Origin of the sequence: Pueribacillus theae (assembly GCF_003097615.1) — a bacterium.
GTDB classification, from domain to species: domain Bacteria; phylum Bacillota; class Bacilli; order Bacillales; family UBA6769; genus Pueribacillus; species Pueribacillus theae.
The window spans coordinates 1-9,564 of the sequence record NZ_QCZG01000066.1 but is presented as its reverse complement, the minus strand read 5'-3'; the positions used below and the strand labels follow the sequence as shown (position 1 = coordinate 9,564).

Below are 9,564 nucleotides of genomic sequence, written 5' to 3'. Positions count from 1 at the left end.
TGATGACCAATCTTACAACTGGACATGGTACTTATAAAACGGCAATTCCTATTGGGGCAATGGTTAACATGAATACGATCAACCAAACACTAACGCTGCTTGAACCAACAGTGAGCCTTTGAGTGTTGTGGATTTAAAATAAAGTTGTGACTCTTTTCTGCCCTAAATAATTATATCAAGGGCGATTTTTTATTTTAAGAAAGAATCTATTGGGCAAGCCTTAATGCCACTTGATGATTATTCATTTAGTAAAAAGCTTGGTTGGATTGTCGATTTGTTGTTAATAAAAATAAGTTGGTATAATTGAAAAGGTTTTAAATCTAGAACTAAGGAGCATGTTATGACTATTTTTGATAAATTGAATCTCAATAAGTACACAAACATGGTTGTTATCAATCAACCGAGTGATTATGATCTATTTACTGAACAAGCAACGACACTTCACAAAGATCATGATGCTATTTTCATTTTCGTTGAAACTGTTGATGAAATCGTCGCGTACACACATCGAATCATCCAAAACCAACTATTACAGGATAAAGGCTATTTATTTTTCGCTTATCCTAAAAAAGGCAACAATCGATATAAAACTTTCGTTCACAGAGATGAAATCTTTCCAGCTATGAAAGTAGATGAGGATGGCTATATTTCCGATAGCGATATGAAGTTTTCACGTATGGTAAGTATGGATGACGTCTTCACTGTCGTTGGATTAAAACGTGAGAAAAAGAAAGCAAAAAAGTCATTATCAGCAAGCCAGCGTGTTGCAGATTATGAGGATAATGTCAAAGATATTGAAGCATTATTAGCTGATCACCCAGATGTGCTTACATTTTTTCAGAGCTTGACACCTGGTTACCAAAAAGATTGGGCTCGCTACATCTTTTCTGCTAAGCAGCAAAAGACGCGTGAAAAGCGCCATCAGCAAATGATCGACATCCTGTCACAGGGATATAAATCAATTGATTTATACCGTCAAAAGAAATAGGAATACCATGCCTTTCCAATTCGCTAAAATTATACTTATACTTATATTTATGCAAATCTAACAAATAGTTTAGGTGAAATTTTAATGTAGCTAATCTTGAAATTTGCTTTAGAAGGGGGTTTAGCTATGTACGAACTAAAAACGAAAGAAACCGACAGCAGTGTCATTGAGTTTATTGAAAGTGTAGATTCTCCTGGAAAACGTGAAGATGCTTATAAATTATTAGATATTTTTACCGACGCCACGGGTTATGAAGCTAAAATGTGGGGAACAAGTATTATAGGGTTTATATAGGGTTTAAATATAAATCCGGGCACGAAGGCGACGCGCCATTCGTTGGCTTTTCACCTCGAAAAGCTAAAATCAGTTTATCGTATTTAGGCGAGAAGACCCCATCCTCAGCGAAGCAGGGTGGAGATGAATCGCTTTCGGACAAGGGATAGCCCTCAACTATCTCAATTATCTAACTAGTATTTTTCAAATAATCGGGATACTTTCACATGAATGTATGCTTTACATGTTAACTGTATTACTATCCCGAAAATCACCTTTTGGGACAAGTGATCTCATCTTATTTTTGAATATGTTTGTCTTTATTGTCGTATCAACGGTATTTGGCCTTCAAGGGGCCATTTTATCAGCCATTGCTTACTTTATTGCTTCTAAAGTGATTCACATCGTTGAAGAAGGTTTAAGCGGTTCTAAAAAGCTATAAAATTATCACCACTCAGCCTGAATTAATGGTTGAGACGATTCGTAATCGATTAGGCCGTGGAGCAACATATTCACTGGCACTTGGCGGTTATTCAAATGAACAATTCAAGGAAATTACTTGTATCATTACCCGTTTTTGAAGAAAGCAAAATGAAAGAAATTATTCAAGAAATTGATCCAAAGGCCTTTGTAGCCGATATACGATGTATCAGAGGTAAAGGGAGGCAACTTCAAAAAGCATAATATTCAATAACCACAAGTAAAAACTTTTCAAAAATGGAAAGGAATGGCATTAGCTATATTTAGACAAGGAATTTTTTTGTTATTCATATTTCGATACATACTTCCATTTTTGCGAAGAACATAAAGGGGCAACCATTTATGATTACATTTGATAATGTTTCAAAAGAATATCCCGATGGCACGGTCGCTGTCGATTCGTTGAATTTTGAGATCAGACAGGGTGAATTTTTTGTTTTGATTGGACCGAGTGGCTGCGGGAAAACGACGACGCTAAAAATGATCAACCGGTTAATACCTTTATCGGATGGAACAATTTTTATTAATGGAAAAAAGATTAGTGAATACAACATCCATGAACTGCGCTGGAATATTGGCTATGTTCTTCAGCAGATTGCCCTTTTTCCACATATGACGATTGAGGAGAATATCACCGTTGTTCCCGAAATGAAAAACTGGAACAGGGAAAAAATGAAGCAAAGGGTTCATGAACTATTGGAAATGGTCGGGCTAGACCCTGAAACGTATGCGGTAAGGAAACCGAAAGAATTATCTGGCGGGCAGCAGCAACGGGTAGGAGTCATTCGGGCCCTGGCAGCCGATCCTGAAATGATATTAATGGATGAGCCGTTTAGCGCGTTGGATCCAATAAGCCGTGAGAAGCTTCAAGATGATCTGTTAAGACTTAAGAAGAATTTAAAGAAGACAACTGTCTTTGTTACGCATGATATGCAGGAGGCTTTGAAATTAGCTGACCGGATTTGCGTCATGAAAGACGGGAAAATTGTCCAAATTGGAACACCTGACGAACTTACCAAAAATCCCGCTAATGAATTTGTAAAAGAATTTCTTGGAGACAAATTGGCATGGGATGGAGACTTTCATGTGGAAGAAGTCTTGCAGCCGATAAGTGAAGAGGGAATTTATGGTTCATTGAGCGATGTGCCGATTTCCATTCCATTGCAAGAGCTATTGGAGAAGCTGTCAGAACAGGAACAGCTTGCAGTACAGAAAAATGGACGGCAAATCGGCATCGTCAATCGGCAAACAGTAATCAACTATTTATCTGTTCAACTACAGAAAAGGGATATGCCAAATGAGTAATTTTGCAGATGTTTTCCATGAAAGAAAAGGCCAGCTTCTTAGTGCCTTGATGGAGCATATTCAGCTTTCGTTTATTGCGTTGCTAATCGCTGGCTTGATTGCCGTTCCCTTAGGCATTTACTTAACAAAAAAAGAAAAAGCAGCGGAAGGGATTATCGGAATTACAGCTGTATTGCAAACCATTCCGTCCTTAGCCCTTTTAGGCATGCTGATCCCTCTTTTTGGCATAGGGAAAGTTCCCGCCGTCATCGCGTTAATTGTGTATGCATTGCTTCCGATTTTACGAAATACATATACTGGAATAAAAGAAGTCGATCCCTCATTAATCGAAGCGGCCCGTGCCATGGGAATGAATGGCTGGAAGCGGCTCGTGAAGGTGGAACTGCCACTGGCCATGCCGGTCATCATGGCGGGCATCCGTACGGCGATGGTCTTGATTGTAGGGACGGCGACACTTGCCGCGTTAATCGGTGCCGGGGGTTTGGGTGACTTGATCCTTTTAGGGATTGACCGAAATAATGCTTCCCTCATCATACTGGGCGCCATACCTGCAGCCTTGTTGGCGATCTTATTTGATGTTCTCCTTAAAAAATTTGAACATCTCTCTTATAAACGTTCTCTTATGACGCTTGGAAGTATCATTGTCCTTGGTTGTGCCATTATCGTTGCCCCGTTTCTAGGCAGCCAAGATAAAGAAATTGTCATTGCGGGCAAACTGGGTTCAGAGCCTGAAATCTTAATTAATCTATATAAAATACTGATTGAAGAGGAAACAGATTTACAGGTGGAATTAAAACCAGGCCTAGGTAAGACTTCTTTTGTTTTTCATGCATTGCAATCCGGAAGCATTGACATTTATCCGGAATTTACCGGAACGGCAATATCTGAATTTTTAAAGGAAACTGCAGCAAGCACCGACCGCGAAAAGGTTTATGAACAAGCGAGAGCAGGCTTATCGGAACAGTTCGATCTAGTGTTGCTGAGCCCAATGAAGTACAACAATACGTATGCCCTGGCTGCATCGAAAGAGCTTGCCAAGAAATACGGATTAGAAACCATTTCAGATTTAAAAGTGATTGAGGATGAAGTGAAAGCCGGGTTTACATTGGAATTTTCCGATCGCGAAGATGGGTATCGCGGCATTCAATCATTATACGGAATCACGTTTCCCAATTTTGTAACGATGGAACCAAAACTTCGCTATGTTGCGGTTCAGTCAGGGGAAATCAATGTAGTGGATGCCTACTCTACAGACAGTGAGCTGCAGCAATATGAGCTAAAAGTGCTGGAAGATGATCAGCATCTATTTCCTCCATATCAAGGAGCCCCGTTATTAAGAAGAGAGACCATTGAGCGCTATCCTGAAATCGCAGATGCACTGAATCAATTGGCCGGCAGGATTACGGATGATGAAATGAGAGCAATGAATTATGAAGTCAATGTCCAAGGAAGAAGCCCTTTTGAAGTGGCTGAAGAGTATTTGAAAAAGGAAGGGCTAAAAAAATAAAGATAAAAATCAGAAGGCTAGATCCAATATGGGTCCGGCCTATTTTTATTCTCATGATTTTAGGGTGTTGAGGGATAATGGTAATACAGAAGCTAATCGTGGAGGAAGAGAAAATGCCCGAACTGCCAGAGATGGAAACATATAAAACCTTGCTGCAGCAATTCATTGGCGGCCAAACCATTACAAAAGCTATGGTTACTCGGGAAAAATCTGTGAATTTGTCTACAGAACAATTTATTGGTTTTTTAATAGGTTATGAAAACCTTTTTAATTAAACGTTTGCTTAAACGCCGGTTCACATGGGGGAATAAGATTTGGAAGCATAGAAACTATTAAAGTGGTGTACACAGGAATAATTAAAAATATATAGAATTTTTAAGGAAAGCTTTTTCTTAGAGGGGGAAATGATATGTCAAACTTCGGTAACCAGCATCAATTTAGCATTTATCAAACGATGACGAATCCTGACCCGAACAGGCTTCCTGTCGTTTACGAGGAATGGGAGAAGAAAGCACGGGAAGTCCTTGATGACGGACCATTTTATTATGTTGCAGGCGGGGCCGGCGGAGAACATACGATGAAGGCCAATCTCCAAGCCTTTCAGAGCCGAAAGATCGTTCCGAGGATGCTTACTAACGTAGGAGAACGCGATCTAACCATCGAATTATTTGGAGAAACGTATTCCTTTCCGGTTCTGCATGCCCCAATTGGCGTCCAATCGATTATCCATCCGGATGGAGAGCTTGCTTCTGCAAAGGCTTGTGCAGAGTTGGAAGTCCCCTATATTGCAAGTTCTGCATCGACTGCACCGATGGAAGAAATCGCGAAAGCCATGGGAGATGATGCCCCGAAATGGTTCCAATTGTATTGGAGTAAAGATTCGGATGTAACGGCAAGTTTTTTGAAAAGAGCGGAAACAGCAGGCTACTCAAGTATTGTGGTCACATTGGATACTTCCATGATGGCATGGCGGGAATATGACTTAAAGAATGTGTATTTGCCTTTCTTAATGGGGGAAGGTGTCGGGAACTATTTTACTGATCCGGCCTTTCGTTCAAAGCTTCAGAAAACGCCTGAAGAGGATCCTGTTTCAGCTACAATGTATTGGGCAAAAGTTTTTGGAAATCCAACGTTAACTTGGAATGATCTTGCTTTTTTAAGAGAGCATACACGCCTTCCGATTCTGTTAAAAGGGATTTTACATCCTGATGATGCAAAGCAGGCGTTAGAAAGCGGGGTGGATGGCCTCATTGTTTCCAATCACGGAGGCCGGCAAGTCGATGGAGCGATCGGAGCTTTGGATGCGCTTCCGCTTATATGTGATGTCGTTCAAGAGCGGATTCCAGTACTTTTTGACAGTGGCATTCGACGCGGTTCAGATGTGTTAAAAGCAGTGGCACTTGGTGCGAAAGCCGTTCTTGTTGGCAGGCCATGTATGTATGGTCTAGCGGTTGCTGGACAACAAGGGGTCAAGTCTGTTTTAAAAAATATTATTGCGGATATGGATATTACTTTAGCATTATCGGGAGAAAAAGCGATTCGTAATGTAAATAAATCGTTGCTTATGGAGGCGTAATAAGATTTCGTCTTTTGAATCTTTTGCTTAAACGTTTAATACCCATCAACTATATGTACTTAGTACTTATAATTGATGGGTATTTTTCTCTGTGTGTGAAACCAATTCTTTGACAGAATCGCTTGCGGTATGTATATTATTAAATACACTAAGACTATAGGAATTATAAATTTTGTTGTAGTACAGTAAAATGCCGTCGTGCATATGATGAAAAACATATGTGGGGCATAGGCACATACGACAGGGGGGGAACAAAATGAATGTACTTTTAATTATCGTAAATATCGCTGCTTTACTTGCGATTATCGGTCTTCTTATTTTTATGCAAAAGAAGCATGTATCGTTTACAAAACGTGTATTCACCGGTTTAGGTGCCGGAATTGTACTTGGTGCACTCCTACAAGCAATCTATGGCGTAGATTCGGAGATTTTAACGGCTACTGCAGATTGGTATAGTATTGTCGGAAGCGGGTATGTCCAACTATTGATGATGATTGTCGTACCCCTTGTCATGGTGTCTATTATTCAGTCCATCATTAATTTGGAGAAATCTGCAGACCTTGGAAAAATGTCTGCTTGGATTATTGGTTTCTTAGTTTCGACGGCTATGATTGCCGCTTTGATCGGAATTGGATCTGCTGCATTATTTGATTTGAATGCAGATCAAATTGAAGCAGGACAGGCGGAAATGGATCGTGGAGATCTACTCCAAGAAAAACTTGGAGATGTACAAGAGCTATCTACTCCGCAAAAAATCCTGAGTTTTATTCCATCCAATATCTTTTTAGATATGACAGGGGAACGGTCAACTTCGGTCATTGCGGTGGTCATTTTCTCCATTATCGTCGGGATAGCCGTGCTCGGATTGCGGAGAAAAAATCCGGAACAAGCGGAAATGTTTACGAAAATCGTTCACGCGCTTTATGCAGTTGTTATGCGGATCGTAACGTTGATTTTGCGCCTAACACCATTTGGAATTCTGGCTTTGATGGCTAATACGGTGGCTAAGACAGATGTTGCCGGTATTGTCCAGCTTGGTAAATTTGTGATTGCCTCTTATGCCGCATTAATCGTCATCATGCTGTTCCATCTTATATTAGTGGGGGTTTTTGGTTTAAATCCGATGACGTTCTTGAGAAAGGCCATGCCTGTGCTAGGCTTTGCTTTTACATCCCGTTCAAGTGCAGGTACGATTCCATTGAACATCCAAGCACAGAAAAATTCCCTTGGTGTTGACACAGGAATCGCCAACATGTCAGCTTCATTTGGAGCGACAATTGGGCAAAATGGCTGTGCGGGAATGTATCCTGCCATGCTGGCAGTTATGATTGCACCGACGGTCGGAATTGATCCATTTACACCAGCATTTATCATCAAATTGGTGTTAATTATCGGAATCAGTTCATTTGGTGTTGCCGGTGTTGGTGGAGGTGCAACCTTTGCCGCATTGATTGTTTTGTCTTCTATGGGGCTCCCGGTAGCTTTGGCGGGTTTGCTTATATCAATCGAGGCACTGATCGATATGGGGCGTACAGCTGTAAATGTAAATGACAGCATGGTTGCCGGAACATTGACTGCACGAATCTTGGGGAAACTGAATTTAAAAACATTTAATGATAAAACGGCAATTGAAGATCCTTCGTCATTTTAAGCAAAAAAGGGAGCTAATCGCCATAACGTTGGTGGTTAGCTTTTTTTGGTAAAAATTTTCCTGCATCGATAATAATAAGCGAAACTTTCTAACTATAGGGCGCCGGAAATCGGTTATATTGCCACACGGCATGTCATTTTTCCGGAAGCGGATTGGGATGATGAGGCAGAGGTGGAGCGCATCATCGAAATGATTATGCATGGGATTTCACCGAAAGAATAAAATGAATCCATCAATAACCAAAAAAGGAGAATCGTGATGGCGAAAAGTAAAGCCAAAAAAATGAGAGAAAAGATGGTCAGAGAAGGTTATAGAAATCCTTCTAAAAATAGGGGCGTCTATGCCTTGGTAGATTTAAGAACAAGAAAAAGCAAGTCAAAACATGAAAAGCAATATCAAGACAAATACGGAGAGCTGTCACCCATGGATAAAAGCCAAATGGATGATAGCTCTTTTCAATATTTTTACAGAGGACTTAATTTACACTGAATAGTAAACACACCTTTAAAGCAGGTATACTAACATCCTGTATTTGAAATGACAGAGACTTATGATAGTTTGCGTTTATCTAAATTTAACATGTTTAACATGTAATCCTTGTTTATCTAACAGGTAATTTAGTAAAAAGGATTTTTTTAAATTTCACCCAAATATTGGTATATTTAAGGCAATATATCGGGGGTGTTACTATGAATGGTTTGCAAGAAATTTTGGAGAAATGTAAATATAAATATGAAATAATTCAGCACGAAAAACCAATTCTTTCAAGGGAAGATGGTTCTAAATATTTTGGGATTGAGGTTGGGCAAACCGCACCGTCACTAATTTTAAAAACTGATAAAGGATATTTTGTTTTAATCGTCTCGGGTAATCGTGACAAACTGGATTTTGAAAAAATAGCTGATATTTTAGGTTGTAGTAAAGTAAAATTAGCTTCTCCAAAGGAAGTTCAAAAAGTTACAGGGTTTGAGGTTGGTAGAGTGCGAATGGTTGGTCTTGATTTACCTTGTGTGCTTGACAAAAGACTTTTTAACTATGATTTTGTTTATGGAGGAACAGGGCAATCAACATTCACCTTAAAAATTGAACCACAAGCCTTAAATCAATTAAATCAGATAGCAGCAACATTCGATTAGCAAGAAACATTTTCCTTCCCTTAGATGGAGAATTTTGTTTGAAATTCTTTTTTGTCTAATTATCAACATAATTGCCGGCTTTGACCGCTAAACAGTTAATAGTAATAATAAATCGGAGGCAAAATAGATTGGTTGAACATATCGTATTGATTCAGTTTTCGGAATCACTCTTATATCATCGATATTTTTATCCCAAATAAAAAAGACAGAACATGAACATATCGTCCATCTTCTGTCCCTATAAGGGCATTGACTTCTTAACGGCTTTTACCAGATGTGACATCATGCGCATAACAAATAAAACCACACATAAGAGCACGGCTTATCGTCAATCGTACTTAATAGATGTGTTAACCGGTATAGGTTCGTCTATTTAGTTTATCCTGATTTTTCGACAGCCTCTATTTTTATCATATTTAGGCGAGAAGATTCCATCCTCAGCGAAGCAGGGTGGAGATGAATCGCCCTCGGATAAGGGATAGCCCTCAACTATCTCAATTATCTAACTAGTATTTTTCAAATAATCAAGATACTTTCACATGAATGTATGCTATAATAAAAACAAACGTTCCTGTGAAAAAGGGTGAGTGTCATGCTAGTTAATAAAGCATATAAGTTTCGCATCTATCCGAATAAAGAACAGGAAAT

The 9,564-nt window shown here is 39.5% G+C and carries 9 protein-coding genes and 2 pseudogenes; all 11 read left to right on the top strand.

Annotated features, from left to right (window positions below; genetic code table 11):
- The first annotated feature begins 340 nt into the window (after window positions 1-340).
- Window positions 341-988, top strand: a complete 648-nt coding sequence (locus DCC39_RS17935) for a YdeI/OmpD-associated family protein (RefSeq protein ID WP_116556259.1) — start codon at window positions 341-343, stop codon at window positions 986-988.
- 126 nt (window positions 989-1,114) lie between these two features.
- Window positions 1,115-1,365 (top strand): annotated as a pseudogene (locus DCC39_RS17930) (DUF1801 domain-containing protein); the annotation flags it as partial.
- Window positions 1,366-1,505: 140 nt separating this feature from the next.
- Window positions 1,506-1,955, top strand: a pseudogene (locus DCC39_RS17925) (YitT family protein); the annotation flags it as partial.
- Window positions 1,956-2,083: 128 nt separating this feature from the next.
- Window positions 2,084-3,046 carry an ABC transporter ATP-binding protein gene (locus tag DCC39_RS17920; protein WP_116556258.1) on the top strand — a complete coding sequence of 321 codons (963 nt, stop codon included), beginning with the start codon at window positions 2,084-2,086 and terminating at the stop codon, window positions 3,044-3,046.
- Window positions 3,039-4,553 (top strand): osmoprotectant update ABC transporter permease/substrate-binding subunit OpuFB, encoded by a 1,515-nt coding sequence (gene opuFB, locus DCC39_RS17915; RefSeq protein WP_116556257.1) that lies wholly within the window; start codon window positions 3,039-3,041, stop codon window positions 4,551-4,553. The genes DCC39_RS17920 and opuFB overlap by 8 nt, the downstream gene beginning before the upstream one ends.
- Window positions 4,554-4,630: 77 nt before the next feature.
- On the top strand, window positions 4,631-4,828 hold the full coding sequence (locus DCC39_RS19930; protein WP_407071873.1) for a DNA-formamidopyrimidine glycosylase family protein: 198 nt from the start codon (window positions 4,631-4,633) through the stop codon (window positions 4,826-4,828).
- Between the two features lie 134 nt (window positions 4,829-4,962).
- Window positions 4,963-6,129 (top strand): lactate 2-monooxygenase, encoded by a 1,167-nt coding sequence (locus tag DCC39_RS17905; RefSeq protein WP_116556255.1) that lies wholly within the window; start codon window positions 4,963-4,965, stop codon window positions 6,127-6,129.
- 256 nt (window positions 6,130-6,385) lie between these two features.
- Window positions 6,386-7,780: an L-cystine transporter gene (locus DCC39_RS17900; protein WP_116556254.1), complete on the top strand. Its 1,395-nt coding sequence runs from the start codon at window positions 6,386-6,388 to the stop codon at window positions 7,778-7,780.
- 258 nt (window positions 7,781-8,038) lie between these two features.
- On the top strand, window positions 8,039-8,269 hold the full coding sequence (locus tag DCC39_RS17895; RefSeq protein WP_116556253.1) for a hypothetical protein: 231 nt from the start codon (window positions 8,039-8,041) through the stop codon (window positions 8,267-8,269).
- A gap of 200 nt (window positions 8,270-8,469) precedes the next feature.
- The gene (locus tag DCC39_RS17890) at window positions 8,470-8,916 is read left to right on the top strand and encodes an aminoacyl-tRNA deacylase (protein ID WP_116556252.1); all 447 of its coding nucleotides are present in this window, start codon (window positions 8,470-8,472) and stop codon (window positions 8,914-8,916) included.
- Window positions 8,917-9,508: 592 nt separating this feature from the next.
- Window positions 9,509-9,564, top strand: a 56-nt coding sequence (locus DCC39_RS19925; protein WP_165820928.1) for a helix-turn-helix domain-containing protein, incomplete at its 3' end; no start/stop codon positions are given.

Excerpts from the sequence above, each read along its gene's own strand:
- DCC39_RS17935 (WP_116556259.1), top strand. The coding sequence starts at position 341 with ATGACTATTTTTGATAAATTGAATCTCAATAAGTACACAAACATGGTT.
- DCC39_RS17920 (WP_116556258.1), top strand. The coding sequence starts at position 2,084 with ATGATTACATTTGATAATGTTTCAAAAGAATATCCCGATGGCACGGTC.
- opuFB (WP_116556257.1), top strand. The coding sequence starts at position 3,039 with ATGAGTAATTTTGCAGATGTTTTCCATGAAAGAAAAGGCCAGCTTCTT.
- DCC39_RS19930 (WP_407071873.1), top strand. The coding sequence starts at position 4,631 with ATGGTAATACAGAAGCTAATCGTGGAGGAAGAGAAAATGCCCGAACTG.
- DCC39_RS17905 (WP_116556255.1), top strand. The coding sequence starts at position 4,963 with ATGTCAAACTTCGGTAACCAGCATCAATTTAGCATTTATCAAACGATG.
- DCC39_RS17900 (WP_116556254.1), top strand. The coding sequence starts at position 6,386 with ATGAATGTACTTTTAATTATCGTAAATATCGCTGCTTTACTTGCGATT.
- DCC39_RS17895 (WP_116556253.1), top strand. The coding sequence starts at position 8,039 with ATGGCGAAAAGTAAAGCCAAAAAAATGAGAGAAAAGATGGTCAGAGAA.
- DCC39_RS17890 (WP_116556252.1), top strand. The coding sequence starts at position 8,470 with ATGAATGGTTTGCAAGAAATTTTGGAGAAATGTAAATATAAATATGAA.